Source organism: Amycolatopsis sp. NPDC052450 (genome assembly GCF_044547565.1).
GTDB lineage: Bacteria > Actinomycetota > Actinomycetes > Mycobacteriales > Pseudonocardiaceae > Amycolatopsis.
In genome coordinates this window covers 167,969-193,100 of record NZ_JBIUAQ010000011.1, presented here as the reverse complement: position 1 = coordinate 193,100, position 25,132 = coordinate 167,969, and the positions used below count along the sequence as shown (strand labels likewise).

Annotated in this window: 24 protein-coding genes; 11 read left to right on the top strand and 13 right to left on the bottom strand. The window is 68.1% G+C overall.

All coding sequences use genetic code 11. The annotated features are described in order from the left end of the window. Positions 1-60 precede the first annotated feature (60 nt). The 3 genes from ACIHAO_RS20590 (at position 61) to ACIHAO_RS20580 (ending at position 2,907) form a co-directional block, all read left to right on the top strand. The gene (locus tag ACIHAO_RS20590) at positions 61-993 is read left to right on the top strand and encodes a metal ABC transporter solute-binding protein, Zn/Mn family (RefSeq protein ID WP_396560058.1); all 933 of its coding nucleotides are present in this window, start codon (positions 61-63) and stop codon (positions 991-993) included. Then, positions 993-1,826 (top strand): metal ABC transporter ATP-binding protein, encoded by an 834-nt coding sequence (locus tag ACIHAO_RS20585; protein WP_125786135.1) that lies wholly within the window; start codon positions 993-995, stop codon positions 1,824-1,826. The genes ACIHAO_RS20590 and ACIHAO_RS20585 overlap by 1 nt, the downstream gene beginning before the upstream one ends. A gap of 175 nt (positions 1,827-2,001) precedes the next feature. Beyond that, positions 2,002-2,907: a metal ABC transporter permease gene (locus ACIHAO_RS20580; protein WP_125786134.1), complete on the top strand. Its 906-nt coding sequence runs from the start codon at positions 2,002-2,004 to the stop codon at positions 2,905-2,907. On the opposite strand, the gene ACIHAO_RS20575 is transcribed toward ACIHAO_RS20580, so the two are convergent. From ACIHAO_RS20575 to ACIHAO_RS20560, 4 genes are all read right to left on the bottom strand, one after another. Beyond that, on the bottom strand, positions 2,873-4,186 hold the full coding sequence (locus ACIHAO_RS20575) for a hypothetical protein (RefSeq protein ID WP_396560055.1): 1,314 nt from the start codon (positions 4,184-4,186) through the stop codon (positions 2,873-2,875). The two genes, ACIHAO_RS20580 and ACIHAO_RS20575, sit on opposite strands and share 35 nt — an antisense overlap. Before the next feature lie 241 nt (positions 4,187-4,427). Next, complete coding sequence (locus ACIHAO_RS20570; RefSeq protein ID WP_125786132.1) at positions 4,428-5,651, bottom strand: DUF445 domain-containing protein; 1,224 nt, start codon at positions 5,649-5,651, stop codon at positions 4,428-4,430. Positions 5,652-5,701: 50 nt separating this feature from the next. Beyond that, a complete protein-coding gene (locus tag ACIHAO_RS20565) occupies positions 5,702-6,928 on the bottom strand; it encodes a DUF445 domain-containing protein (protein WP_396560053.1) in 1,227 nt (408 codons plus the stop codon). Between the two features lie 48 nt (positions 6,929-6,976). Beyond that, entirely contained in the window at positions 6,977-8,206 is a 1,230-nt protein-coding gene (locus ACIHAO_RS20560) for a DUF445 domain-containing protein (RefSeq protein WP_396560051.1), read from the bottom strand. Between the two features lie 123 nt (positions 8,207-8,329). Here ACIHAO_RS20560 and ACIHAO_RS20555 point away from each other — a divergent pair, with 123 nt between their 5' ends. Further along, the gene (locus ACIHAO_RS20555) at positions 8,330-9,316 is read left to right on the top strand and encodes a hypothetical protein (RefSeq protein ID WP_396560049.1); all 987 of its coding nucleotides are present in this window, start codon (positions 8,330-8,332) and stop codon (positions 9,314-9,316) included. A 4-nt stretch (positions 9,317-9,320) separates the two neighbouring features. Here the strand turns inward: ACIHAO_RS20555 and ACIHAO_RS20550 are convergent, their stop codons facing one another. From ACIHAO_RS20550 to ACIHAO_RS20535, 4 genes are all read right to left on the bottom strand, one after another. Further along, positions 9,321-10,760, bottom strand: coding sequence for an FGGY-family carbohydrate kinase (locus ACIHAO_RS20550; RefSeq protein ID WP_396560047.1), 1,440 nt, complete (start codon positions 10,758-10,760; stop codon positions 9,321-9,323). Then, complete coding sequence (locus ACIHAO_RS20545) at positions 10,757-12,091, bottom strand: MFS transporter (protein ID WP_396560045.1); 1,335 nt, start codon at positions 12,089-12,091, stop codon at positions 10,757-10,759. The genes ACIHAO_RS20550 and ACIHAO_RS20545 overlap by 4 nt, the downstream gene beginning before the upstream one ends. A gap of 674 nt (positions 12,092-12,765) precedes the next feature. Further along, on the bottom strand, positions 12,766-13,560 hold the full coding sequence (locus tag ACIHAO_RS20540) for a DeoR/GlpR family DNA-binding transcription regulator (protein WP_396560043.1): 795 nt from the start codon (positions 13,558-13,560) through the stop codon (positions 12,766-12,768). Beyond that, a complete protein-coding gene (locus tag ACIHAO_RS20535) occupies positions 13,557-14,183 on the bottom strand; it encodes a histidine phosphatase family protein (RefSeq protein WP_396560041.1) in 627 nt (208 codons plus the stop codon). Before ACIHAO_RS20535 ends, ACIHAO_RS20540 begins: the two co-directional genes overlap by 4 nt. A 77-nt stretch (positions 14,184-14,260) precedes the next feature. Between ACIHAO_RS20535 and ACIHAO_RS20530 the strand changes: the two genes are divergently transcribed. The 6 genes from ACIHAO_RS20530 (at position 14,261) to ACIHAO_RS20505 (ending at position 20,297) form a co-directional block, all read left to right on the top strand. Beyond that, a complete protein-coding gene (locus ACIHAO_RS20530; RefSeq protein WP_396560039.1) occupies positions 14,261-14,947 on the top strand; it encodes an HAD family hydrolase in 687 nt (228 codons plus the stop codon). Next, positions 14,944-16,629, top strand: a complete 1,686-nt coding sequence (locus ACIHAO_RS20525) for a dihydroxyacetone kinase family protein (protein ID WP_396560037.1) — start codon at positions 14,944-14,946, stop codon at positions 16,627-16,629. Before ACIHAO_RS20530 ends, ACIHAO_RS20525 begins: the two co-directional genes overlap by 4 nt. Next, positions 16,630-17,085: a ribose-5-phosphate isomerase gene (locus ACIHAO_RS20520; protein WP_125786122.1), complete on the top strand. Its 456-nt coding sequence runs from the start codon at positions 16,630-16,632 to the stop codon at positions 17,083-17,085. 79 nt (positions 17,086-17,164) lie between these two features. Beyond that, positions 17,165-18,199: a 2-hydroxyacid dehydrogenase gene (locus ACIHAO_RS20515; protein ID WP_396560152.1), complete on the top strand. Its 1,035-nt coding sequence runs from the start codon at positions 17,165-17,167 to the stop codon at positions 18,197-18,199. Next, positions 18,196-19,644 (top strand): FGGY family carbohydrate kinase, encoded by a 1,449-nt coding sequence (locus tag ACIHAO_RS20510; RefSeq protein ID WP_396560035.1) that lies wholly within the window; start codon positions 18,196-18,198, stop codon positions 19,642-19,644. The genes ACIHAO_RS20515 and ACIHAO_RS20510 overlap by 4 nt, the downstream gene beginning before the upstream one ends. A 2-nt stretch (positions 19,645-19,646) precedes the next feature. Beyond that, positions 19,647-20,297 carry a class II aldolase/adducin family protein gene (locus ACIHAO_RS20505; protein WP_396560150.1) on the top strand — a complete coding sequence of 217 codons (651 nt, stop codon included), beginning with the start codon at positions 19,647-19,649 and terminating at the stop codon, positions 20,295-20,297. A gap of 111 nt (positions 20,298-20,408) precedes the next feature. Here the strand turns inward: ACIHAO_RS20505 and ACIHAO_RS20500 are convergent, their stop codons facing one another. The 5 genes from ACIHAO_RS20500 to ACIHAO_RS20480 all read right to left on the bottom strand — a co-directional run bounded on the left by ACIHAO_RS20500 (position 20,409) and on the right by ACIHAO_RS20480 (position 24,205). Then, positions 20,409-21,101, bottom strand: a complete 693-nt coding sequence (locus tag ACIHAO_RS20500) for an HD family phosphohydrolase (protein WP_396560033.1) — start codon at positions 21,099-21,101, stop codon at positions 20,409-20,411. 66 nt (positions 21,102-21,167) lie between these two features. Further along, positions 21,168-21,806, bottom strand: a complete 639-nt coding sequence (locus ACIHAO_RS20495) for a hypothetical protein (RefSeq protein WP_396560031.1) — start codon at positions 21,804-21,806, stop codon at positions 21,168-21,170. A gap of 40 nt (positions 21,807-21,846) precedes the next feature. Then, on the bottom strand, positions 21,847-22,893 hold the full coding sequence (locus tag ACIHAO_RS20490) for a hypothetical protein (protein WP_396560029.1): 1,047 nt from the start codon (positions 22,891-22,893) through the stop codon (positions 21,847-21,849). A gap of 149 nt (positions 22,894-23,042) precedes the next feature. Next, positions 23,043-23,648 (bottom strand): transglutaminase family protein, encoded by a 606-nt coding sequence (locus ACIHAO_RS20485; RefSeq protein ID WP_396560027.1) that lies wholly within the window; start codon positions 23,646-23,648, stop codon positions 23,043-23,045. Beyond that, a complete protein-coding gene (locus ACIHAO_RS20480) occupies positions 23,645-24,205 on the bottom strand; it encodes a TetR/AcrR family transcriptional regulator (RefSeq protein WP_396560025.1) in 561 nt (186 codons plus the stop codon). Before ACIHAO_RS20480 ends, ACIHAO_RS20485 begins: the two co-directional genes overlap by 4 nt. Positions 24,206-24,292: 87 nt before the next feature. Here ACIHAO_RS20480 and ACIHAO_RS20475 point away from each other — a divergent pair, with 87 nt between their 5' ends. Continuing rightward, a complete protein-coding gene (locus ACIHAO_RS20475) occupies positions 24,293-24,991 on the top strand; it encodes an alpha/beta fold hydrolase (protein WP_396560023.1) in 699 nt (232 codons plus the stop codon). Positions 24,992-25,132 lie beyond the last annotated feature (141 nt).

Genomic DNA, 25,132 nt, shown 5'->3' with positions numbered 1-25,132 from the left:
ACGGTTTCCATTACCCGGCATTGGGGACACCTGGCCTGGGCTTCCGCAGGAGTGCAGTAAATGAATTCCCGCCGTACTAAGAGTGTTTTCGCGGCCGTGTCGGCCTTGGCCGTCCTCGCGCTCGGCGCGACGGCTTGCGCGTCCGGCGACAAGGCGTCGACGAGCTCCGGCTCGCAGAACGCGTCCGCCGCGAACCCGGGCGGCGGCGAGAAGATCAAGGTCGTCGCCTCGACCGACGTCTGGGGCAGCGTCGTGACCGCCGTCGGCGGCGACAAGGTCGAGGTCACCTCGATCATCCACGACCCCTCGGCCGACCCGCACTCCTACGAGACCACCGCGAGCGACGCCATCGCCGCGAAGAACGCGAAGCTGACGCTGTCCAACGGCGGCGGCTACGACGACTTCTTCTCGAAGCTCGCCGACCAGGCCACCGGCGCGCAGAAACTGGTCGCCGTCGACATCGCCGCGACCGGCAACGAGAACGAGCACGTCTGGTACAGCCTGCCCGGCGTCGAGAAGATCGCCGACCAGGTCGCCGCGAAGCTCGGCGAGATCCAGCCCGCCTCGAAGGACGCCTTCACCGCCAACGCGACCGCGTTCAAGGGCAAGACCCAGGAACTGCTGAAGAAGGTCTCGGGCCTGGGCGGCTCGAACGCCAAGGTGGTCGCGACAGAACCCGTCGCGCACTACCTCCTCGACAGCGCGAAGGTCACGGACGCGACTCCGCCCGCCTTCGCCGAAGCCGTGGAAGCGGAGCAGGACGTGCCCGCCGCCGCGCTCAACGAGGTCAAGCAGCTGATCGCGGGCAAGCAGGTCAAGGCGCTGGTCAACAACGCGCAGACCACCACCCCCGTCACCCAGCAGGTCGTCGGCGACGCCAAGAACGCCGGGATCGCCGTCGTCGACGTCACCGAAACGCTTCCCCAGGGTGTGACCGACTACATTGCATGGATGACCAAGGAAGTGGACTCGCTGGCGGGAGCGCTGAAGTAGTGAGTTCCGTACCCGCCGAGGCGCGCCCCGCGGTCCATGTCCGCGGGGCGAGCCTCGCGTTCGGCTCCAGGACCCTCTGGTCCGGGCTCGACCTCGACGTCGAACCCGGCGAGTTCCTCGCGATCCTCGGGCCGAACGGCTCCGGGAAGAGCAGCCTGCTCAAGGTCCTGCTCGGTCAGCAGGGGCTGCCGGAGGGCACGGTCGAGATCGCGGGGCGGCGCCCCGGCGGGACCAACCGGCGGATCGGCTACATCCCGCAGCAGCGCGCCCTCGACGAGGGCCTGACGATGCGCGGGGTGGACCTGGTCGGCCTCGGCCTGGACGGGCACCGGTGGGGCACCGGCCTCTTCGGGCTTTCGAAACGACGTCAACTGGTGTCGAGGGCGATCGAGTCCGTCGGCGCCCAGGCGTACGCGAAACAACCGGTGGGGCGGCTTTCCGGCGGCGAGCAGCAGCGGCTCCGCGTCGCGCAGTCGCTGGTCGGCGACCCCGAAGTCCTGCTGTGCGACGAGCCGCTGCTCTCCCTCGACCTCGCGCATCAGCGCGCGGTCAGCGAGCTGATCGACGAGCGACGGCGTTCGGCGGACACCGCCGTCCTGTTCGTCACCCACGAGATCAACCCGATCCTGTCCTATGTGGACAGGGTGCTCTATCTGGTGAACGGCCAGTTCCGGGTCGGCAAGCCGGACGAGGTGATGAACTCGGAGACGCTGTCCGAGCTGTACGGCACGCGGATCGAGGTGCTCAAGGTCGGCGGGCAGATCCACGTCGCCGGGGCGCAGAGCGCGCTGTGCGAGGACGAACCCCACCACATCGACGAACGGGCCTCGTAGACACCGTGGAAGACGAAGTGAAGTCGTTCGTACGGCCCGGACCACACGCGGAACCCGCCCCGGCCGGAGGCCTCGGAATCGGGGCGGCGGGGCGCCTTGGCAGACCAACTCGACGGACGGCGCGAACTCGCGCCCTGGCGACGCGATCCCGGTCGCGGGTTCTTGGATAAACACCGTGGACAAGATGTTCGACTTCGCCCTGACCGGTGAGCTGCTCGGCCTCGACTTCGTTCAGACGGCGTTGCTCGCGGCCGCCGTCCTCGGCCTGGTCGCGGGGGTGCTCGGCCCGCTGGTGGTCATGCGGCGGATGTCGTTCGCCGTGCACGGCACCGCCGAACTGGCGTTCACCGGCGCGGCGGGTGCTTTGCTGCTGGGGGTCGGCGTCGAACTCGGCGGCCTCGCGGGTGCCGTCATCGCCGCCCTGCTGATCGGGATCCTCGGCGGCCGGGAGTCCGAACGCGACTCCGTGATCGGCGTGATTCTCGCCTTCGGCCTCGGCATGGGCGTGCTGCTGCTGTCGTTCTACGAAGGCCGCAGCGCCAACAAGTTCGGCATCCTCGTCGGCCAGATCATCACCATCGACTCGACCAACCTGAACCTGCTCGTCGGCGCGTCGGTCGTCGTACTGGTGGTGCTCGCGGTGATCTACCGGCCGCTGCTGTTCGCCACGGTCGACCCGGCGGTCGCGACGGCGCGCGGCGTGCCGGTGCGGCTGCTGTCGCTGATCTTCGCGGTACTCGTCGGGATTTCGAGCGCGCTCGGCGTGCAGATCGTCGGCGCGCTGCTCGTGGTCTCGCTGATGGTGACCCCGGCCGCGGCGGCCGCGCGGGTCACGGCGAGCCCGTGGAAGGCGACAGTGCTGTCGATCGTCTTCGCGGAGATCGCGGCACTCGGCGGGATCATCCTCTCGCTCGCGCCCGGGAAGCCGGTGAGCGCGTTCGTCACGGCGATCTCGTTCGTGATCTACCTGGTCTGCCGCCTCATCGCGTGGCTGCGCGGCAGGAACTCGCGGATCCGCGTCGAGCCCGCCGATCCGGAACCGGCGCTCAGCGCACCGGGTGCTCGGCCAATGCCTTCTTGACCGCTTCGAGGAAAACGGGGTCGATGAACGCGAGCTGACCGCCGGCCACGCTGCGTTCCACGGCCTCGATGACCACGACGTTCGCGTTCACGAAAGCGTCGACGGCCTCGGCCTGTGGCGTCTTCTGGGTGAAGTGCGCCAGCATCGTCAGGTTCGTGAACGCGCCCGACAGATACCGCGAAGACGCCTTCGTGAACGAGTCCCCGTAGATCAGGATCTTCTCGTCCACGGTCCCGATCAGCGGGCTCGCCGTGCGATACACCGGCCGGTCGATGTCGCCGTTCGGCTCGCCCGCTCGCTCGACGACGCCGTCCGGGCGGAGGCTGTACAGCGTGTTCGTCTTCGTGCCCTGCTTGCTGATCAGCGGCGGCAGATCGGCCACGGTGTCGTACTGGCCGACGGGAACGCTGACCCAGGTCTGCGTGACACCCGGTTTGATCGCGTTCGCGATGGCGCGCGTCATCACCAGCGCGCCCTCGTCGGCCCAGTGCGTGTCGTTCGACGGGTACACCGGCCGCTGCACCCGGCCCTCGGACGCGCGCAGCTCCGGCCGCAGGTCGATCGCGCGCGCGTCCTTGAGCATCCGGTGCCAGGTGGCCGCCTCGGCCGACCGCGAACAGTCCTTGCCGGGATAGGTGTCGGGCAGGAACTGCGGGACCATCGTCGACTTGTCCGGCGCGACGACGAGCTCGAACCGCCGCCCCGACTGCTCGACCGCGCGCCGCAGCTCGTTGATCTTGGCGATCGTCTCGGTCAGCGGACGGGACGGATCGCATTTCGCGTCCGCGTCGTAGCCGTAGTACAGCCAGCCGTCGCGGCCCTGCACCACCCGGCGGTAGCCCGACGCGGCGTTCGGCGTCGGCCCCTGCGTGGGCGCGGTCTTGGACGGCGTCGGCGCCGGCGGCGCGGGGATCGGGCCCGCCTGCTGCTGTGGCGGCGGCTGGTCCAGCGGGGCGCCCTCGCCGAAGACGCCGCGGCTGATCGCGTCGGCGGCGGCGATCGCGCCCGGCCGGAACGACAGCTGGTCGATGGCCCAGGTCGGCAGGTCGGTGAAGAACCCCCAGCCCTTGTCCAGGCCGGGGAAACTCGCGAGCTTGTGGTTCTCGATCTCGCCGGGCCGCACGCCGAACACCCACAGCAGCGCGGGGGTGGTGAAGAACAGGAGCGCGCTGATCAGCGCGGTCAGCTGCCTGCCACCGTGGCGAGGACGGTGCAAGGCGTGCTCACGCGGAAGCCACGCCTCGTGGACGGCTGGCAGTTGCTGGGGTTCGGACGCCACCCCTCCACCGTAATCATCCCGTGTCTCCCGCACGTGAGAACCGCCCCCAAAGCGCGTTTAGCCCGCTAAACGCGATCCGGGACCGATGCCCGTGCCCCCGCTCCGCCCGGCTCCGGGACCTCATGCCCCCAATGTCACATTGGAGACGCTCAGCGTCCCCAATGTGACATTGGGGGCACGGCACTCCTCCGCCACACCCCGCCCGGCAGCTCGCGTTTAGCGGGCTAAACGCGATCCGGCGTCAGTGGAGCATCAGGAGGACCTGCAGCTCACCGACCAGGAAGCCGATCAGCCCGCCGACCGCGATGAGCTTCCACTCGTCCTGCCGGAACGCCGGTCTCAGCAGACCTTCGAACTCCAGCGGCGTCAGCCCGAGCATCCGCCGCTCGACGATCTTCGCGACGTCCATCGCCTCGGTCAGGTAGCCCTCGGCGTGGCGGATCGTCGGCGGCAGCCGCTCCAGCGCCTTCCGCGCGGCCGCCTGTTTGATCTCGTTCAGCCGCTGCCCGCCGACGGCCATCGCGACCATCGGTTTCGCGACGCTCGCCTGCCGGTCGACGGCCTGCGACACGAGCCGTTCGACCAGCGAGTACAGCCGGTCCGACCGCGGCCCGCGCAGGACGGCGTCGAGCAGGTTCGGCACGGTGAGGATCTCGTTCGCGATCATCTCGCCGTACTGGTGCGCGACCTCGGCCCGCCGCCGCTGGAACTTGCCCTGCAGGATCACCCGGCCGACGCGCACCGGCTCGCGCGGCACGAAGATCAGCTTGATCGCCAGCCAGTCGGTGAACAGTCCGATGCAGCCGCCGAAGATCGGCAGCACCCACGGCTCCTTCGTCAGCGCCCAGACGAACGCCTGCACGATGCCGAGCCCGAAGCCGAAGTAGATCCCCGTGCGCGCGATGAACGCCATCTCCGGCCGCGACGTCTCGCGGATCAGCCGGACGAGCAGTTTCTTGTCCCTGGTGAGCCGCTGCACGGTCATATGCTGGAAGTCGAGCACCTCGTCGAGGTTCGCGGTCATCTCTTCCATGAACTCGCGCACCAGCCGCGGCGTCGCCGACTGGACCTGCTTGATCAGCAGTTCCTGCGCCATCGTCGGCATGACCTCCCAGAGCCTGGGATGGTGCTTTTCGAGCACTTCGCGGGCGACCTCGTCCACGGCCCGCAGCAGCGGCTGCTCGATTTCGCGCGTGATGATCGCCGGGTCGATCCGGCGGAAGACCTCTTTGACGTCCAGCAGGTTCGACGTCAGCAACTCGGTCGCGACGGCCGCCATCCGCCCGCCGTGTTTGGGCACCACGCCCTGCCAGCCGAGGAACGGCTTGATCCCGACGAACTCCAGCGGTTTGAACATCATCTCGATGGCGACGCGTTTGGTGACGTAGCCGATCAGCGCGGCGACGAACGGGATCGCGGCGTACAGCCACCAATGGCGGGCGAGGTCGTCCAGGACGGCGTCCACACGACCTCCTCGCTTCGCTCAGGGAAGGGGGAAACGGTATCGGGTGGCCGTCAGTGGAGCAGCAGAAGCACCTGAAGTTCACCGACGAGTCCACCGATCACCGCGCCGACGGCGATCAGTTTCCACTCGTCCTGCCGGAACGCCGGGCGCAGCAACTGCTCGAATTCGAGCGGGTTCAGCCGCCGCATTCTGTCCACAATGGTGTTCCGGACGTCGAGTGCGTTGACGGCGTAGCTCTCGGCGTGCCGGATCGTCTCCGGGATCCGTGCCGCCGCCTTCGCCGCCGCCGTCTGCTTCATCTCCTGGAACCGCCTGCTCCCGACGGCCATCGCGACGAACGGCTTCACGACACTCGCCTGCGCGTCGATGGTCCGCTGCACCTCACGGGTGATCATCGTGAACAGCTTGTCCGACTTCGGCCCGCTCAACACGGCTTCGAGCAGGTTCGGGATGGTGATGATCTCGCGCGCGATCATGTCGCCGTAGTCGGCGGCGACCTGGTCCTTGCGTTTCTGGAACACGCCTTGCCAGGCGTAGAAGCCGAAGAACCGTTTCGGCTCACGCGGCAGGAAGATCATCTTCAGGGCGATCCAGTCGGTGAACCAGCCGATGCCGATGCCGAACAGCGGCAGCACGATCGGCGACTTCGTCAGCGCCCACACGAGCAGCTGCACGCAGCCGAGGGAGAACCCGAACACGATCCCCGACCGGGCGATGAACCGCATCTCCGGCCGCGAGATGTCGCGGATCAGCCGGTTGAGCAAGGCCTTGTCGCGCACGAGGTTCGTCACGACCATGTGCTTGAGGTCGAGCACGTCTTCGATGTTCTCGGCGATCTCGCCCATGATCTTCGTGATCGCGCGCGGCGCCTCGGCCTGCACGCGTTTGAGCAGCAGGTGCTGGGCGGTGTTCGGCAGCACTTCCCACAGTCTGGGCTGGTACTGCTCCATGACCTCGCGGGTGACGTCCTCGACGACGCGGAGCAGCGGCTGTTCGATCTCCTTCGCCACCTGGGCCGGGTCGAGCCTGGCGAAGATCTCCTTCGGGTCGACGAGGTTGCTCGTCAGCATCTCGGTGGCGGTGGCCGCCATCCGCTCGGCGTTGGCCGGCAGCACACCCTGCCAGCCGAGGAACGGCTTGATCCCGACGAACTCCACCGGTTTGAACATCATCTCGATGGCGACGCGTTTGGTGACGTAACCGATCAGCGCCGCGATGAACGGCATGGTGACGTACACCGGCCAGTGCTCGCCGAGGTCGGCGATGACGGCGTCCACTTGAAGCCCCTCCCGCGTCTAGCTTGAGGGGAACCTAGCCGCCTGTCCTCAATGGAGGAGTAACAGGACCTGAAGTTCACCCACGAGCCCGCCGATCACCGCGCCGACCGCGATGAGCTTCCATTCGTCCTGCTGGAAGGCGGGCCGGAGGATCCCTTCGAACTCGAGCGGGGTCAGCTGCTGCATCTTCGTGACGATGGTGTTGCGGACGTCGAGCGCGTCAGTGGCGTAGCTCTCCACGTGTTTCACCGTTTCGGGGAGATACGCGATCGCCTTCTCGGCCGCGGCCTTCTTCATCTCCTGGTACTGCACGCCGCCGACGGTCAGCGCCACCAACGGTTTCGCGATGCTCGCCTGCGCGTCGATGGTCCGCTGCACCTCGCGGGTGATCATCGCGAACAGCTTGTCCGACTTGGGCCCGGTGAGCACGGCCTCCATCACGTTCCGCACGGTGAGGACCTCGTCCGCGATCAGCGCGCCGTAGTCCTTGGCGACCGCCTGGCGGCGTTTCTGGAACATGCCCTGCCAGCTGAAGAACAGGAACCGGCGCGGCTCACGCGGGTAGAAGATCATCTTCAGGGCCAGCCAGTCCGTGACGAAGCCGGTGACGAAACCGAAGATCGGCATGATCAACGGCTGCTTCGTCAGCGCCCACGCGACGAACTGGATCAGGCCGATGACGAAGCCGAACCAGATGCCGGACCGGGCGATGAAGCGGAGCTCCGGGGTCGCGACCTCCTTGATCAGGCGGCAGGTCAGCGATTTGTCGCGGACCATCGCGTTGATCAGCATCTCGTTGACGTCGAGGACCTCGTCGATGTTCGTCGACACCTCGCGCATCAGCCGCGCGACGACCTTCGGCGCCTGCGCCCGCACCTGATCGACCAGCATGCGCTGCGCCCGGGTCGGCAGCAGTTCCCACAGTCTGGGCTGGTACTGCTCCATCACCTCGCGGGTGACGTCCTCGACTGCTTTGAGGAGCGGCTCTTCCAGTTCCTTGACGACCTCGTCGGGATCGAGCCGGGAGAAGATCTCCTGCGGATCGACGAGGTTCTTGGTCAGCAGGTCGACCGCGGTGGTCGCCATCCGGCGCGAGTTGGCCGGGATGACCCCCTGCCAGCCGAGGAAGGGTTTGATCCCGACGAACTCCAGCGGCCGGAACATCATCTCGATGGCGACGCGTTTCGTGATGTAGCCGATGAGCGCGGCGATGAAGGGCATCGTGGCGTAGACGTGCCAGTGCTCACGGATGTCTTCGAGGATCGCCGAGATGTCCAACCGGGCCTCCCCTGCTTACGACCTGTCAACAATGCAGGATGCCATGTGATCGCCCCGTCGCACTCCGAGTGCAGCCGTTTGGCGGTACTGCCTGACGGGCCCCTGCTCATTAAGGTGGCCGCCATGGTCGCTCCTGAGAAGACGGCGCCTCAGGCGCCCTCAGCGAAATCGCCCCAATTCGCGGGCTCCGTGCGTGGCTACGACAAGCGACAGGTCGACGAGCGGCTCGCCGAACTGTCGACCGAACTCAAGCAGCTCTCGCGCAACCGCGACGAGGCCGTCGCGACCGCCGCCGAACTCACGAAGGCGCTCGGCCACGCCCAGAAGGAACTGGACGAGACCAAGGCCGCGCTCGTGCGGATGAGCGCGAGCCCCTCCGGCGCCGGCGCGATGGCCGAACGCGTCCGCATGATGATGCAGCTCGCCGAGGAGGAGATCGCCGACCTCAAGGCCGCCGCGGTAGCCGACGCCAAGTCGACACGGGCCGAAGCGGACAAGTACGCCCACGAGACGCAGCGCGCGAGCGACAAGGCGGCCAAGGACGCGCAGGCGGAACGCGAGAAGCTGCTCGCGGACGCCAAGGCCGAGATCGAACGGCTGAACTCCGAGGCGGCGCAGAAGCGCAAGGAGCTGGACCTGGAGAGCGTCCGCACCCGCGCCGCGGCGGACAAGAAGGCCGAGGAGGCTTCGGCGGCTCGTCGCGCGGAGGCGGAGAAGGCGTCCGCGGACAAGATCGCGGAAGCCGACCGGGTGTCGGCGGAAAAACGCGCCGAAGCCGAGCGGGTCTCCGCCGAGAAGATCGCCAAGGCGGAGAAGTCTTCGGCGGAGGACATCGCCGCGAAGCAGGAGCAGGTCGCGGAAGCGCTCACCGACGCGAAGACCCAGCAGGCCGAAGCTCAGCAGGCCCGGAAGCTCTCGCTGGAACTCCGGTCGAAGGTCGCCGAGCGCCTGTCCGCCACGGACGTCGCCGTCCAGGAGGCCATCCGGCTGCTGTCTCCCGCTCCCGAAACCACTGCCGCGCCCGAGGCCGCGAAGCCGGAAGCCGTCAAACCTGCGGCGTCCACGCCGAAGCCGGCTCCCAACAAGACCAATGGACCACGCCCTTCCTGATCGCTCAACGCCGGACGACGGCGAACAGCTCGTCGTCGATCCAGCCCCTGGTGTGCAGTTCGGTGCAGAACCTCAGGTAGGACTCGGCGAGCGCGGCACTTTCGCGCTCGTCTGGTTCGACCAGTGTTCCCTTGCCGAGCGCTTCGGACGCCTCGGTGAGCCCACCCGGCAGGATTGCCGCCGCGGCGAGCAGGGCGGCGCCGTAACCCGTCTCGGCCTGCGGTGACACCCGCAGGCCGAGACCGGTGACGGTCGCCCTGATCTGCGTCCACAAAGGACTCTTGCTGCCGCCGCCCGCCGCCAGCAGCGGTTCGGAGATCGTGACGCCGAGACGGCGCAGATGGTCCAGCGCCAGCCGCTCGAGGAAGGCGACTCCCTCCAGCCTGGCGCGGTGCAGCTCCACCTCGTCGGCATCGCCGGTTACGAAACCTTCGGCGTCCGCGCTGGCGAACGGGAAGCGCTCGCCCTTGCGCCGCAACGGATACGCGACCATCTTCGCCGGGCCCGCCGCGGCCGCCGCCGCGTCGAGTTCGGGCAGGCGGCCCTGCCCGGCGACGGCCTCGCCGCCGGTGTTCGACGCGCCGCCGGGCAGCCACCAGCCGTCCGGATGACGGTGGCTGTACATCGCCCCCGTCGGATCCGGCACCAGGTTTTCGGTGACTCCCTTGAGCACGTACGTCGTGCCGAGGATCCCGACGAAACTCCCGGGCGTGACCGCCCCCGCCGCGAGCTGACCCGCGCAGCCGTCCGTCATCCCGGCCACGACCGGGCAGCCCGCCGGGAGCCCGGCGACCGGACGGGCCACCGTGCCCAGCACGGTGGCCGGCGCGACCACCGAGGGGAGCAAGCTCTCCGGTACCCGCAAGGCATCGAAGACCTCGTCCGGCCATTCCAGGGCGAGCGGGTCGTAACCGCTCTTCAGGGCATGCGACCAGTCGCTCGCCACCGGCGCGCCGGTGAGTTCCCCGGCGATCAGATCGGGCGTGTGCCGGATCCCGGCGACGCCGGGGACGTGCTCGGCCAGCCAGGCGATCCGGCCGAGCGCGGCCGTGGCGGACACTCCGAAGCCGAGCCGCCGCCAGCGATCCGCGCCGAGTTCGGTGGCCTCTCGGTTGAGCTCGGCACCGCGCCTGTCGTCGTACATCAGCGCGGGCGTGACCGGCTCGCCCGAGGCGTCGACCCCGACGATCGTCCCCGACGTCGCGGCGACGGCCACCGCGGCGACCTCGCCGCCCCTGCCCGGCAGCTCGCCGGTGACCTTCGCCAGCACCGTCTCCACCGCGGGCCACCAGGACCGGGCGTCCTGCTCGCTGCGCCCGCGACCGTCGCGGACGGGCGCGGGCAGCGGCGCGGCGGCCGAAGCGAGGACGGTGCCGCCGCGCACCGCGAGGGCACGGACCCCCGCGGTGGCGACGTCGATGCCGATCGTGACGGGTTGGTTCACGTGGTGACGACCTTCTCTCCGACTTCCTGCAGACTCTTGTCCTCTTCGATCGCCTTCGCCGTCTCCTCGGGCAATTTCAGATAGCGCACCATGACCGCCGCGACCAGGTACAGCGCGGCGAAGACGATCACCACTCCGGCCGCGCCCAGCGGACCGAGGAACAGGCTGACGATCGCCGGCCCGACGAACGCCGCCGCGCCCGCGCCCAGGTTCAGCAGGGCCATCGCGCCGCCCTTGTTCTCCGGGGCGAGGGAGGGGAGCAGCGCGGAGATCGGCACGAACCCGGCGAGCGTGGCGCCGTACAGCGCGCCGACGAGCAGTGCGAGCCAGTAGTACTCCGCGCCCATCGCGACCGGGACGAAGTAGAGCAGCAGGATCGAGATCGCACAGCCGATCGCGCCGAACCAGAAGATCGTGGTGCGCCAGCCGATCCGGTCGCTCAGCACGCCGAAGATCAGGTTGAAGAAGATGTTCGTGCCGTAGATGACCGAGACCAGCAGCAGCCAGCGGCTCTCCCCGAACCCGATGCCCTCGATGAAGATCGTCGGGAAGAACACCAGCATCCCGAACTCGGGGGCGGTGTTGATGACCCGGACGAGCATCCCGACGCCGACGCGGGGTTTCTTCCAGGCGATCGACACGCTGGAAACCAGGCTCTGCACCGGTTTCACGTCCGGAGGCGCGAGCCGCGTGTACCCCGTCCGCTGCCGGACGCCGAAGATCGCCAGCAATCCGCCGAGCGCGAGCAGCACCACCGACACCCAAAGCGTGCCGTACTGGCCGAGAACCGGGTTCGTGAAGCTCGCGACCAGCGCGCCCAGCGTCGGCAACCCGCCGGTGAAGGCGAAGTAGAACCAGCCGACGGCCGCACCGAGCCTGGCGACCGGCGCCACCGCGGTGATCCAGACCAGGAAACCGAACGCGAACATCGGATAGCCGAAACCGCGAAGGCCGTAGAACACCAGCATCAACGGGTAGTTCTCACCGGAGACCGCGACCGCGAGGAACAGCACGTCGAACACCAGCCAGATGGCAAGGCCGATCATCATCACGCGACGCGGCCCCCACAGGTCCGACAGCGCGCCCGACAGCCACGACGCCAGCATCACGGCGACGCCGTACACCGTGATCACGTACGAGGCCTTGATCTCGGTGCCCGCGCCGTTGTCCGCCATGAACGGCGCGATGAAGCCCGACTCGACCCCGTCGCCGATCATGAACAGCAGCAGGCCGGCATAGCCGAGGAACAGCGGGGCGGGCAGGCCCCAGCGGTTCAATACACGGGCGAACCCGCTCCCGGATCGCGATAACGGCGATGTTACCTGGTTCATGCACGCCTCCATGACGTCGTGTTCAGCGTATCATGGATCGTGTTAACTTAACTTTCAAGATGTTACATCGGTGGATTTTCGTGTTAGCCTCGCGCGCCCGGGTGGTTCGTGGGGTGTTCGGGTCGTTGGAGGGGCCTGTTCCGCATGGCCGGGCATTGACCGTCCGGAACCCTCTACTCGGTGGGTTTATCAGGCACCGAGACCGGAACGTCCCCTCGACGATGGAGGAATCGGGACACTCAACGTCCCGATTCCTCCATCGTCGACACCCGGCACGCGCTGAGTAGTCATCCCTCGTACCGGTCAGGTGGTCGCGTGATTCGAGTGGGGAGGATTCGGGACGTTCAACGTCTTAGATCTTCCCCACTCAAACGTGCCACCGTGAGTGTCATCAAGCTCCGAGACCGGCCTGATCAGGCGTAAGTAAGTGAACAACCCGAATCGCCACTCACGAGACCTTCATGCCGGGCCGCCCGTTTCGCGTGGCTGGCCGGACGCCATGCGTGTCCCGCTGATCACGCGTGACCAGCGGGGCACCGTAGTGGTACCTGAAACACCGGTGACCCGACACGCCGCCCCCGGTGAGCCGCCCCGCCTGCAATGAAGGGGCCTTTCATCGCAAAATTTGCGATGAAAGGCCCCTTCATTGCAGGCCCGGCTCAGGCCAGAAGCCTTCAGAGCTCCGCGATGTCCACTTCCACCTGGCTCCGCATCTCCTCGGCCAGGTGCTCCTCCACCCCGTCGTCGACGATCAGCACGTCGAAGTCGCTCAACGGCGCCAGCCGGTGCAGTGCCGCGCGTTCGGTCTTGCTGTGGTCCATCAGCAGCACCTTCGTCCGCGCGCTGGCCAGCATCGCGCGCTTCAGCATCACGATCTCCGGCTCCTGGTGGAACGTCATCCGCGTGTTCATCGCCGAGGTCGAAACGAAGGTCGCGTCGACGTTGATCCGCTCGATCGCCTCGAGGCTCTGCATGCCGAGGAACGAGTCGTGGGTCGCCGAGTAGTCGCCGCCGATGCAGATGAGCCGCAGGTCGGGCACGCCTTTGAGGAGTTCGATGGCGCCGAGGTAGTTCGTCGCGACGGTCAGCGGCGTGACGCGGTGCAGCATCTTCGCCAGCGCGAGCGCGCTCGTGGAGTCGTCGAGCAGGATCGACATGCCCGGTTCGACGCGGGCGAGTGCGTGCGCGGCGATCGCCAGCTTCTCCTCGGAGTGCACGTTCATCCGGTAGTCGGCGTTGCTTTCGAAGACGGTCGACGGCATGGCCGACACGCCTCCCCGATACTTCCTCAGCAGGCCGCGCCGGACCAGTTCGTCGACGTCCCGGTGCACGGTCATGGTGCTGACGCCGGTCAGTTCCACCAGTTCGGCGATGCTCGCGGAGCCGGTCGTGAAGACGTGTTCGGTGATCAGCTGCTGACGCGTGTTACGAGAGTGCGCGCTCGCACCGGCCGTCTTCTCATCGCTCATGTCGTCCAGTATCGCGTGCGCGCCGGCTGGTTGAGGCGCAGCAGGCCGGTGCGCGTGCCGTCGATCGCGATCTCGGTGACGGCCGCGTTGTCGAGTCGGGGGAACACCGTGCGGTAGGTCTCGAGCGGGATGCCGAGCAGTTCGCACAGCGTCAGTCTGATCAGCGTGTTGTGCGCGACGACCAGCACCGTCTGGCCCGGGACCTCGGCGGCGATGCCGCGCAGTGCCCTCGCTCCGCGGGCGGCCGCTTCCCCTGGCGGCTCCGAGCCGGGGAAGGCGCCGGTGACCGGATCGGCGAGAAACCTCGCGACCACCTCGGGATCCGAGGCGGCGAGCTCGTCCCGGGTGCGTCCTTCCATCAGTCCGAAGTGGACTTCGCGCAGTTCGTCGACCACGCGCAAGGGGAGGCCCAACGCTTCGGCCGACGGCTCCGCCGTACGATGCGCCCGGCTCTGCGGCGAGCAGAACACCGCGGACGGGCCGGCCGCCGCGGCGAACCCGGCGAGTTCGTCCGCTTGCCTGACTCCCTCCTCGGTCAGCGCGACGTCGCTGCTGCCCGCGTACCGGTTCTCGGTGTGCCATTCGGTCTGGCCGTGCCGTGCCAATAACAACCGTGCGACCACGGGATCCCTCCTCAGGGCTTGTCCAGATCACATCATCGATGTTAACTTAACAGCATCGATGTGAAAGGAGATGCCGGATGGCACTCGCCGCGGTGGTGTTCGACCTGGACGGTGTCCTCGTCGACAGTGAACACCTTTGGGAGGAGAACTGGGTGGCGTACGCCGCCCGGCACCGGACCGAATGGACCGCTGAGGACACCGCGTCCGTGCAGGGGATGAGCGCGCCCGAGTGGGCCGCATACCTCGCGAAGCGGTCCGGCACGACGGAAAGCGCGGTCGAGGTCGAGCGTGCCGTGGTGGACGGCATGATCGCCGCGATCGAAGCGGGAGAGGCGCCCCTGCTTCCGGGAGCGGGCGAGATGGTCCGCGAGGTGAGCGCGAAGGTACCGGTCGCGCTGGCGTCGTCGGCCGCCCGCCGGGTGATCGACGCGGTACTCGGCAAGCACGGTCTCACCGGCGAGTTCGCCGCGACCGTCTCCAGTGCCGAGGTCGCCAGGGGCAAGCCGAGCCCGGACGTCTACCTCGAAGCCGCGGCCAGGCTCGGCCGGTCGGGCGAGGAATGCCTCGGCGTCGAGGATTCCAGCAACGGCATCCGCGCCGCCGCCGCGGCCGGGCTCACCGTGATCGCGCTGCCGAATCCGGTGTATCCGCCGAAGCCGGACGCGCTGGAGCTGGCCGCCGAGGTGGCGGAGAACAACGACGACGTACGCCGCAAGCTGCTCGCGTACCTGTCCGGTGAATTCGCGGAAGCGAGCGGGCGATGACGGTCCTGGGTGCCGCGGAGACGTTCAAACGCGATTGGCTCGACGGGTTCGTCACCGCCTACGGGCGTTCGGTGCGCAAGGTCCCCGGCGCCTATGGCGTACTGCGCCGGGAGGAATCCGAACCCAAGGTGGCGGTGGTGATCGGCGGCGGCTGCGGGCACTATCCCGCGTTCGCCGGGCTGGTCGGTCCCGGTCTCGCCGACGGTGCCGTGGTGGGCGACGTGTTCACCAGCCCGAGTGCCGAGCAGGTCTATCGCACGGCGAGGGCCGCGGAGAGCGGTGCCGGTGTGCTCTTCGGCTACGGCAACTACCAAGGCGACGTGCTGCACTTCGGGCTCGCCGCGCGCAGGCTGGCGGCCGAGGGTGTCGAGAGCCGCACGGTCCTGGTCACCGACGACATCGCCAGCGGTCCCGCGGACGCGCCGGAACGGCGGCGCGGCGTGGCGGGTGACTTCCTGGTCTTCAAGATCGCCGGTGCCGCCGCCGAACGCGGTGACGATCTCGCCGCCGTGCACGCGGTGGCGGAGAAGGCGAATGTCAACACTCGGACGTTCGGGGTGGCGTTCGGCGGGTGCACCCTGCCCGGCGCCTCCGCCCCGCTGTTCACCGTCGGCGAGAGCGAGATGGAGCTGGGGCTCGGCATCCACGGCGAGCCCGGCGTACGCACGGTCGGCAGGCTGAGCGCCCGCGAACTGGCCGACGAACTGGTCGACGGTCTCCTCCTGGAACTGCCGGAGGGTGACGGTCGCGTGGTAGTCCTGCTGAACGGGCTGGGCCGCACCAAATACGAGGAGATGTTCGCGACCTACACCCGGGTCCACGAACGGCTCGCCGCGGCGGGGCTCAGCCCGCTGCACACCGAGGTCGGCGAGTTCGTCACGTCACTCGACATGGCGGGTGTCTCGCTGTCGATCCTGGTGCTCGACGACGAACTCGCCGAGCTCTACGCCGCCCCCTGCGACACCCCGGGCTACCGGAGCACCGGCGCCGCGCTGGCACAGGTCCCACTGGAGTCCACAGTGGACTCTCTGCTGGCGGAGACCGAACCGGGCAAGGGCATCGTGGACCGCGCGTTGACGGCGGCCCTCCACGAGATCGAGGCCAACGAAGCCGAACTCGGCAGGCTGGACGCGGTCGCGGCGGACGGCGACCACGGGCTGGGCATGACCAGAGGCATGCGGGCCGCGGTGGCCGCCGCGCGACGCGACGGAGACTCGCCGTCCACCGCGCTCCTGGCCGCGGGCACGGCGTTCGCGGACGCGGCGGGTGGTGCTTCCGGTGCCCTGTACGGGGTCCTGCTGGCCGAGACCGGCGCGGGTTTGCAAGGCCGGTCCGGGGGTGAGGTCACGTCGGCGGTCCTCGCGGACGCCGTGGACGGAGCCGTGGCGGCCTTCGTCGAACTGGGCAAGGCCGAGCCCGGTGAAAAGACCATGCTCGACGCCATCGAGCCGTTCCGGCTGGCGTTGCGCGAACAGGCGAAGGCGGGCGCCGACGTCCCGCAGGCGTGGCAGAAGGCGGCCCAGGTCGCGGTGAGCGCGGCCGAGGCGACGGCCGATCTCCTGCCCGCCAAGGGAAGGGCGGCACGGCTGGCACAGCGGAGCAAGGGACACCCCGATCCCGGGGCCACCTCGTTCGCGCTGCTCGTCACCGCGGTCGGCCAGGCGCTGGGAAAGGAAGACTGAATGCGGATCGTGGTGGCGGCGGACAACGCAGGGGTGGCGCTCAAGGATCAGCTGCGTGACCTGCTCCTCGCCGACGAGAGGGTGGACGAGGTCACCGACCTCGGCGTGGCCGACGGATCGGACGACAAGGCATACCCGTTGCTCGGCCTCGCGGCGGCGGAGACGATCGCGCGAGGCGAGGCGGATCGCGGCGTGCTGGTCTGCGGGACCGGGATCGGCATGGCCATCTCGGCGAACAAGGTCCCGGGTGTCCGGGCCACGGTCGCGCACGACTCGTACTCCGCCGAGCGGTCGGTCAAATCGAACGACTGCCAGGTGATCACCTTCGGCGCGCGGGCGATCGGCCCGGAGCTGGCGAAGAAGATCGTCGCCGAATGGGTCGGCTACCGCTTCGACCCGGCCTCGGCCAGCGCGAGCAAGGTCGCGCACATCACCGACTACGAGAAGGCCCACTGAAGCGGCGTCGATTGCGTTCGCGGGTTCACCGACAGACACTGAGAAGCGCCCGATGCGGGCACGGAGAGAGGACGCAGAGTTGCGGATACTCGCTGCGGGAGACCATTTCGTCGGCACCGGCCTCCTGGCCGAGGCCGTCCGTGCCGAGATCGGCGACGGGCACGAGTTCTCGGAACTGACCCTGCCGTGGCCGGTGGAGCCGTTCGGCCCGGTCGCGAACGTGCACGAGGCCAGCGGCACCGAGGAGCAGGTGATCGAGGCCCTGGCGGGAGCCGAGGTCGCGGTGACCCAGATGGCACCGTTCACCAAACAGGTGTTCGCCGCCGCACCCGGCCTCAAGCTCGTGTCGGTGTGCCGGGGCGGCCCGGTCAACGTAGACCTCGCCGCCGCCACCGAGGCGGGTGTCGCGGTGACGTACGCGCCCGGCCGCAACGCCGGTGCCGCCGCCGAATTCGCGGTGGGGATGATCCTGGCCGCGATGCGCCGGATCTCGACCTCCTCGGCCGAACTGCTGGGCGGCACCTGGCGTGGCGACTACTACGCCTACGACCAGACCGGTCTCGAACTCGACGGGACCACGGTCGGCCTGGTCGGATACGGCGCGATCGGCGCGCGGGTGGCCAAGGTCCTCGTCGCGTTCGGGGCGAAGGTGCTGGTGGCGGATCCGTTCGCCGACCCCGCCAAGATCAGCGCCGACGGTGCGGAGCTCGTCGAACTGGACGACCTGCTGCGCCGCAGTTTCGTGGTGAGCCTGCACGCCCGGCTCACCGAGGAGACCCGGCATCTGATCGACGCCGCCAAACTCGCCCTGCTGCCGGAAGGCGCCGTACTGGTCAACACCGCGCGTGGTGGCCTCCTGGACTACTCCCCGCTGCCGGAAGCCCTGCGCTCGGGACGGCTCGGCGCGCTCGCGCTGGACGTGTACGACGTCGAGCCGCCGCCGGCGGACTGGGCACTGCGGGACGCGCCGAACGTGATCGCGACCCCGCATCTCGCCGGAGCCAGCAGGCAGACGGCGGAGCGGGCGGCGAGCATCGTCGCCGCCGAAGTCGGCCGGTACGCACGCCGGGAGACGCTCGCGAATCTGGCGAACCCCGAGGTCCTGCGGCCATGATCATCGGCGTCGACATCGGCACGTCACTGACGAAGGCGGTCGTCTTCGACAAGGCCGGGATGTCCGTGGCGAGCGCCTGCACCACCTCCGAGGTGCACCACCTGCCGGGCGGGCTGGTCGAACAAGACCTCGACCAGGTGCTCGGCACCGTGGCGACGGTGGTGCGCGAGGTCGCCGCCGGGCTCGACGGCCCGGTCACCGCACTCGCCCTCACCGGTCAGGGCGACGGGTTGTGGCTGCGCGACGAGTCCGGCGAGGCCGTGCGACCGGCGATCTCGTGGCTCGACGGACGGGCGAACTCGCTGCTCGCCGAATGGCAGGCCGGCGGAGTGACCAGGGAAGTGTTCCGCCGTACCGCGTCGGGAATGTTCCCTGGCTGCGCCGCGGCCATCATGTCCTTTTTGGACACTCATGAACCGGAGTCGCTGGAAAGGGCGGCGGTGGCGGGTTACTGCGTCGACGCGGTGCTCCAGCGGCTGACCGGCGAGATCACCGTCGACGCGTCCGACGCTTCGCTGCCTTTCCTGAACCCGGCCACCCGGCAGTACGACGAAGAGGCCATCGCGGCAGTCGGGCTCTCACACCGCCGAAGCCTGTTCGTGGAGCCGGCGGTGCCGAAGACCGTCTTCCGCTTGGACGAGCGCGGGGCCGGGCTGCTCGGTCTTCCAGTCGGGCTGCCGGTCACCGCGGGGCCGTTCGACCTGCCCGCCAGCGCCATCGGCGCCGGAGTGCGGCGTGCGGGCGACGGCATCCTCACCGCCGGCACCACACTCGCCTGCCAGGTCCTGACGGATTCGGCGGAGTTCGATCCGGAGGGCGAGCCCGCGGGCATGTTCCTCTGTACGCCCGAGGAGGGCGAGTTCCTGCGGGCGATGCCGGCGATGGTCGGCACCGCGGGAATCGACTGGGTGTGCCGCCTGTTCGGAATCGCGGTCGAGGAGATCGGTTCGCTGCTCGACTCGAGCAGTCCCGGCGCGGGCGGCGTTCGTGCGCTGCCGTTCCTCTCCGCGTCCGGTGAGCGGGCGCCGTTCGTCGACGCTTCGGCCAGGGCGCAGTTCTCCGGACTGAGCCTGGAGAGCGAGCGCGGCGACATCGTCCGCGCGCTGTGCGAGTCGATCGCCTACGCGGCAAGGCATTGCTTCGAGGCGGCCGGCCTCACCGGCACGCTGTACGCCTGCGGCGGCGGGGTCCGCTCGCTCGAGTGGACACGGATTTTCGCCGACGTTCTCGGACGGCCCATCGTGATCCCCGGCGATCCCGGGGTCGGTGCTCGCGGGGCGGTGATCGTCGCCGCGGACGCCCTCGGCGAACCGGTCGACCGGGAGCTCTGGGCGGAGAGCGCACGCGTCGTCGAGGTCCGCCCCGAGAACGTAGGGTTCTACGAGCAGGGCTACGCCGACTACCAGGCCTCACTGGCCGCGGCCCGCGGACTCTGGAGGTTGTGACGGTGATCCTGGCCGAAGAACGCGTGGCGGTCTGCGAATTCGCCCGCCGGATGACCACCGACGGACTCGTGGTCGGCACCTCCGGGAACGTCTCCGCGAGGCAGGGCGAGCTGATCGCGGTGACCCCGACAGGCGTCGATTACGCCGGGCTGCGGCCGGAAGACGTACCGGTGGTCGGCCTGGACGGTGAGGTCGTCGACGGCTCGCTCAAACCGACCAGCGAACTCCCGATGCACCTCACCGTGTACCGGCAGGCGGCGGATCCGGACGGCAAACCGGTGTCGGCCGTGGTGCACACGCATTCCGTGCACGCCACGGCCGTCTCCACCCTCGTCACCGAGGTGCCGCCGATCCACTACATGCTCGCCGCGATCGGCCCGACGGCCCGCGTCGCGCCCTACGCGACGTACGGCACCGAGGAGCTCGCCAAGGCCATGCTGGAGGCCCTGGAGGGCCGCCGAGGCTGTCTGCTGGCGAACCACGGCACCACCACCTTCGGCGACAGTCTCGGCTCCGCGTACAGCCGGGCGCAGCAGCTCGAGTGGGTCTGCCAGGTCTGGCTGACAGCACGGTCGGCGGGAACGCCGAATCTCCTCCCGACGGCCGAGATCGAGCACGTCGTGGAGAAACTCCGCGGCTACGGCCAGCGCTGACGTCACGCGTGTTCCGTCTCCAGGCACGCGTGTCGCGCGTCTGATCACGCGAAAACCGCCGTTCGCCGGTGGATCACGAACCAAACGGCAAGCAAACAGATTCACGTGACGCTAGGAAGCAGCGGGCTCGGCCTCGAAGTCCGTCGCATCTACGGCGTGCACCGCGTCGAGAAGCTCGACGACCGTCGGATCGTCGACGGCTTCCTTGATGCACTGCCACAACTGGAGATTCGCCAACGCCCATCGGGAGTAGTTCTCCGCGGCCTTGGGGTTGTAGAAGTAGTAGCCGCTGTCGTGGACGTCGCGTTGCTCGCCGACGATCTTGTGCGCCAGCTCGCGGAGGCTCAACCCGTTCTCCCGCAGATAGCGGTGGGCGAGAACGACAGGCGTCACCGGCAGCGCCTTGAACAGCGTATCGGCGTCGCTCAACGCCTGCGCCTCGAGCGAGATGTGGCGTCCTCTGGTCGCCATCTCGGCTTCGTCGACGATCTCGTCGACCCAGCGGGCCATGCTCTCCTCGACACCGCATTCCCGCAGGATGTTCATCCGGAGGTCTCGCCCGGCGGCCGCGGGGGAGTTGCGGAGCACGATGTAGTTCACATCGTGCACCAGCGCCGCCACTTCGACGACGGTGCGGTCCGCCCCGTTGTGGTCGGCGAACCCCGCGGCCTTTGCCCGGACGAAACTCACGTGATGCCAGCCGTGGAACTGCAGTTTGTCGGCATAACGCCAGCACAGTCGCCGGACGCGATGCTCGACGGCGTCGATGGTCTGGGAAGGAATCGTGCTCTTTCGCGCGCGCATACACCTCTCCGATCCCGTTTACAGACGGGTGGAGTAAGCGTATGCGCCTTCGACGGCGGTGTGTAGTTAGATGCGGTCGGCGAGGTCCCCCAATCGGACCTCGACCGGAACGTGACGATGCCCTGTTCCAGTCTTCGGGTCATAGGAAAGACTGAACTCGCTTACCGGGCGTGACTTCACGAGAAACGTCATAGTCCCTTCGGTGGCCTCGGGAATCCGATGGAACTCGTCCGCGTACATGACGCCTACCGACCCCGTCTGACACAGCGTGCTACGTCGTAACCGAACCGATGTGATCAATCCGGAAAGCTGGTCGCGCAGGGTCGAATACCGCTCGTGGACATAGTTGCCACGGAGGAGCGTGGTGCAGAAGTGATATCTGTGGTTGTGCACGGAATCGGCGTACCCCTCACGCCAGTCCTCCGGCGCCTTGTACTCGTGCAGCCAGACCGAAAAAGGGTCGGTCGGGCAATCGAGCAGGCACCACGCGAAATGGGTGGTGGTCTCCCGCGACCGCGCGAGGATCGCGCTCGCCTCGTCCGGGCTCAGCGAATCCAAGTGCCGCCGAAGATCGTCGCGCAGCTCTGGTCTCGACGTCCAGTCGCGGAAGATCTCGTCGACGACCTGCCAGTGCTGCGCCAACGGCAGGTCCGTGGTTCGGAGGAGCGCGGAGAGCTGGGTGAGGGGGGACAAGCGAGTGAGCAACTTCAGCTCCTCAAATCTAGTGCTCTGCGACGCCGAGCGGTCAGGGGTTCAACTCGGCGAGTGTGGTGAACTCCTTCCGGAAGGCGTGGAATTTTCCTTCCAGTTCGAGGAAGTTCTCTTCGGACAGGGGAGAGCCGGTGATCTTTTCGTACAGGGCGAGGAAATCCGCCCTCGTCGTCGTGGTGGAGATGCGGAAGTGCCGCCCGGACCGGGACTGGGACACACGCAGGAATTCGGAGCGTTCCTTGTTGTACAGAAAGGAACCCTCACTGAACCGCAGTGTCCGCGGATAAAGCGTGGTCGCGCCGCGGATGTCGCTGTACAAGGTCACCCAAACGCTCTCGTCGAAGACTTCGAGCCGGTCCAGCGGCGGGTCGGCGACGACGGTGATGTCCACCAGTGAGCATCGGCTACGGGCCAGGAACAGCCCGACCAGGCCGATGCTGATCTCGTCGTTGAGCCTTGTTTGGATCGTCTCGTAGTCCATGCCCGCTTCTTCGCTGCGCAGGAGATAGCGCGCCCTGCCGCTGATCGCTCCCTCGTCACGCGGGTCGGCGATGACCACGCGCAGCTCCCTTTCGGTGCGGGACAACAGCAATCGGGCCGCGGCGTGCCTGCCGGAGAAGCCGCGGAAGAAGTAGTGCCTGGTCACGTCGAGGTCTTCGGTCATGATCCGGTTGAACAACGGATCCGGATCGCTGGTCGCCTCGAAGACGTGGGTGGGGAAGAATTCCTTGTTGAGCGAACGGTATTCGGCGCTGAGCGCTTCCAGCGCGCGGCGGCTCTCCTCGATCACCGGGGTCACCAGCGCGCGCTGTGACGCGGTGGCGGTGATCAGGGTCTGGCCGAAGCCGACCACCGCGGAGATCAGGGTGCCGGTGCCCAGTGAAGTGAGCAGCGTTTTACCGGCGCCGGGATCCATCATGCTGGAGATCCACAGGCTGAGGCCCGCGACAACGACCAGTACGGTGAGCAGCAGACTTGTCCTGGTCCAGAAGATCTCTTGCAACGTGGTACGGCGGAGCCGGTCGGCTTCCGCGGGCACGTAGGTCACCTCCTTGATCAGCACCCGAACGGACGAACGCATTGCGTATCTGTTCGAGTGCGGGGAGTTACTCTACGCGCCTCGTGACAATGTCGAAATAAGAAATTCGGGGGAAAGGTACCAACAACGAATGTGACGCTCGGCGATACCGGTTTCGCATCGGAGGTTTCGCCGGATCACGGAAAAACCACTCACGGAGCGTGCGGAAGGATTCCTTCGTACCATGCGGGTCCGGGCTTCGCCGACGACAGGGTTTCGACGACGGCCGAAGACGGTGAGGTGTAGACCGTGGGGAAGTCGATCTCGCCTTTGCCCGGGTCCAGTGTCCACGCGAGCCGCTCATCTTCCAGCAGACTCGCTTGTATTAAAGGAAAATGCGCGTCCGCACCATTTTTGTTGCCTCTGGGGTCGAGCCGGATCCACCGGTCCAGGCCGGCGAGATACACGCCGTTGAGCCCGTGCAGGACGCCGATCCGCTGATAGCAGAACCCTGCCGGGATGCCTTGGCTGCGAAGCAAAGCGGCCAGCAGGTGGGCCTTCGCGTAGCAGAGCCCGACCCGCTCGCGCAGAACCTCGGAGGCCATAAGGGTGATCCGGGAATCGGCCGCGTCCACCGTATGGGCGATCTCGTCGCGCACGAAGTGAAACATCGAACGAATCACGTCGACTTCGGTGCCGCCGGTCGGTGACAGCCGGTCAGCCGTTTCGCGGATCAGCGGATGATCGTGATCGACGACCGCGTCGGCGACGAGATAGTCTTCGAGCCGCTCGGATTCGATCTTCAGTGCGATTCTCACGCGGCACCACCCAGTACTGTGTCGACGGCTTCTTCGAGGAATTTCGGACCGGCTTCGCCCCCGCGCAGCAGTAGCCGGAACCAGATCGCGCCCGCGAGCAGATCCATCACCAGGACCGGATCGACGCCGTCGCGCAGTTCGCCTCTCGTGGCGGCGCGTTCGAAGATCGGCTCTTCGCGCGCCATGCGGTCGGCGAAGAAACTCCGTGCCACGTCACCGAGTTCCGGACGCCGGGGGGCCGCCGTCAGTGCCGCCGTGACGACCGGCGCGGTGTGCTCCGAAGTCAGCAGCCGGTGGATTTGTGTTGCCACGGCAAGGAGATCGCCGCGCAGGCTACCGGTGTCTGGGACGTCGACGGCGAACAGCCCCGAATCGCGCAGCGCGGCGGCCAGGAGCGCGTCCTTCGACGGCCACCATCGGTACAGCGTCGTCTTGTTGACGCCGGACCGTGCGGCGACGGCCTCGATGGCGAGCTTGTCGTAACCGTGCTCGGCCAGCAGTTCGAGGGTGGCGGCGAAGATCGCCTCGGCCTTGCGGGGGCCGTTCCGGGTGGTCACCGGAGAACAATACAACGCACCGTTGCGTTACGGCGCGATCGCCTGTACTTTGCAACGCAACGGTGCGTTGCATTCAGGAGGTAGTTCATGGTTCCCCTCGTCTTCGTCCACGGCATCCGGCTCAGCGGTGCCGCCTGGTCCGAGCAACTGGACCGCTCGGCGCTGTCGGCGAGAGCGGTCGACCTGCCGGGGCACGGCACCCGCCGCGGCGAGCGGTTCACCTTGGCCGCGGCAGCGGACGCGGTCGTCGAAGGCATCGACGAGCCCGCGCTGGTCATCGGGCATTCCCTCGGCGGTTTCGTCGCGATCGCCGCGGCGGCAAGACATCCGGAGCGTGTCGCCGGTCTGGTCGTCGCGGACTCGACCTACCTGCCCGGCAGGTCACTGGAGGCACCGTTCCGTGTGGCGCACCGCTTGCTCATGCGGCTGCCGGACCACGGCGAACGGCTGAGCCGACGGCAGTTCCGAAGCGTCCTGCCGCCGAAACTCGCCGAGGCCGTGATCGACGGCGGCATCGCGACCGAAGTGATCCCGGACGTCGCCGAGGCTTTCGCCGACTTCGACGTGCTCGGGGAACTCAGGACATATCCGGGTCCGACATGGCTCATCAACGGCTCACGCGACCACTTCCGCCGCCACGAACGCCGCTTTCTCGACGCCTGCGCCGACGGCAGGCTGGTCAACGTCCCGAAGGCCGGGCACTACCTGCCGATGGTGCACGGCAAGGAGTTCGCTCAGCTCGTGCTCGACGCGGCTCGCAGCCTGCCGGTCTCGGGCGCCCGGTAAATCGGGGGTGTCCGGCGGCGCTTCCGGCTACGGTGATCGGCATGTGTTCCGTCATCCACACTTGGCAGGCCATTCGCATCCGGCCGGCGCGCTGACCTGATGCCGCCCGTCGTCGGCGTCGAGGTCCACGTCCACCGTTCG

What these genes read in the sequence shown, in the direction of transcription:
- ACIHAO_RS20525 (WP_396560037.1), top strand. Translation starts at nt 14,944, where the DNA reads ATGACGGTCCTGGGTGCCGCGGAGACGTTCAAACGCGATTGGCTCGAC.
- ACIHAO_RS20530 (WP_396560039.1), top strand. Translation starts at nt 14,261, where the DNA reads ATGGCACTCGCCGCGGTGGTGTTCGACCTGGACGGTGTCCTCGTCGAC.
- ACIHAO_RS20500 (WP_396560033.1), bottom strand. Translation starts at nt 21,101, where the DNA reads ATGCGCGCGCGAAAGAGCACGATTCCTTCCCAGACCATCGACGCCGTC.
- ACIHAO_RS20490 (WP_396560029.1), bottom strand. Translation starts at nt 22,893, where the DNA reads ATGCGTTCGTCCGTTCGGGTGCTGATCAAGGAGGTGACCTACGTGCCC.
- ACIHAO_RS20540 (WP_396560043.1), bottom strand. Translation starts at nt 13,560, where the DNA reads ATGAGCGATGAGAAGACGGCCGGTGCGAGCGCGCACTCTCGTAACACG.
- ACIHAO_RS20555 (WP_396560049.1), top strand. Translation starts at nt 8,330, where the DNA reads ATGGTCGCTCCTGAGAAGACGGCGCCTCAGGCGCCCTCAGCGAAATCG.
- ACIHAO_RS20520 (WP_125786122.1), top strand. Translation starts at nt 16,630, where the DNA reads ATGCGGATCGTGGTGGCGGCGGACAACGCAGGGGTGGCGCTCAAGGAT.
- ACIHAO_RS20510 (WP_396560035.1), top strand. Translation starts at nt 18,196, where the DNA reads ATGATCATCGGCGTCGACATCGGCACGTCACTGACGAAGGCGGTCGTC.
- ACIHAO_RS20475 (WP_396560023.1), top strand. Translation starts at nt 24,293, where the DNA reads ATGGTTCCCCTCGTCTTCGTCCACGGCATCCGGCTCAGCGGTGCCGCC.
- ACIHAO_RS20545 (WP_396560045.1), bottom strand. Translation starts at nt 12,091, where the DNA reads ATGAACCAGGTAACATCGCCGTTATCGCGATCCGGGAGCGGGTTCGCC.
- ACIHAO_RS20590 (WP_396560058.1), top strand. Translation starts at nt 61, where the DNA reads ATGAATTCCCGCCGTACTAAGAGTGTTTTCGCGGCCGTGTCGGCCTTG.